At 55.8% G+C, this 1208-nt stretch carries 1 rRNA gene (only partly in view); it reads right to left on the bottom strand.

What is annotated here, in order from left to right:
* Positions 1-1208: ribosomal RNA gene (locus NDI86_RS22060) — 23S ribosomal RNA — on the bottom strand (its annotated part extends 1544 nt beyond the left edge of the window); the annotation flags it as partial.

Here is a 1208-nt window from a genome sequence, read left to right on the forward strand (position 1 = left end):
GAGACTTAGGACCGGCTAACCCTCAGCTGATCAGCAGTGCTGAGGAACCCTTATCCATTAGGCCGTCGGGGTTCTCACCCGACTATCGCTGCTACTATGGCCAGGATTTTCGTCACTAATCGGTCCACAGGAGTTCTCACCCCTGCTTCCATCCAATTAGAGCGCCAATCTACTCGATTACCAGATGAGTGGTACGGATAGGTCTCGGTGGTGGATTTGAGTCCCGATCATTTTGGGCGCCTCAAACCTCGGCCGGTAAGCTGTTACGCTTTTCTTAGAGGGTAGCTGCTTCTAAGCTCACCTCCCGGCTGTCTAGGGCTCGAGACCACCTTCAGAGGATTACACTTAATCCACACTTGGGGACCTTAACCTATCTCTGGGTTGTTCCCCTCCTGGTGCACAGGCTTACCCCGCACACCGGAATCCCCGCGTCAAGCGGCGTTCGTAGGTTTGGAGTTTGACAGGTGTGCCGACTCCTCTCGGAGGCGGTCACACCAATCGGTCGCTCTACCCCACGAACTACCTCGGCGGAGGTCATGCTTCGACATGTTTCGATTGGAACCAGCTGTTGCCGGACTCGATGGGCCTTTCACCCCTACACATAGATCACGAGAGGGTATTGTAGGACACCAACTCTAACAGGCCTCCACGTGCCTTTCGGCACGCTTCACCTTGTCCATGCGTAGATCGTCCGGATTCGGGTCGTGTCCACGTGGCTCCCCGCCCTTGAAGACGGCGGCCCTCGCCGTGAGGCTGCGGCCATGTCGGTTTCCCTGTGCCTCCCCCGATGCTCGGGTTAGACTTGCCATGTAGACACACTCCCTGGCTCGTTTTTCAAAACGTACGATAGAACATCGGCTTCCGTAGAGTCTTACAGGAGACTCGCGTCTCGGTCATTCGTCTACGGACCTTGTATGCCCTATCGCTCCATCGCCAACTGAGTTCATGCTCTATTTCACCTCCCTTCTGAGGGTACTTTGCAGCGTTCGTTCACACTACTTGTGCACTATCGGTCTCGAGGAGTGTTTAGCCTTCGCAGTCGATGCCTGCGTTGTTGGCGAGGGATTTCCAACCCCCGCTACTCTGGAACAGATGCACAGCGTACTGACCTCACGTACGGGGTTGTCACCCTGTATCACGCCCTGTTCCAAGGGACTTCTGTGAGATGGTCCGCTGCTGAGAATCTGCCCGAACACCACATTGGTCGT

Origin of the sequence: Haloarcula onubensis (genome assembly GCF_031624605.1) — an archaeon.
Lineage (GTDB): Archaea > Halobacteriota > Halobacteria > Halobacteriales > Haloarculaceae > Haloarcula > Haloarcula onubensis.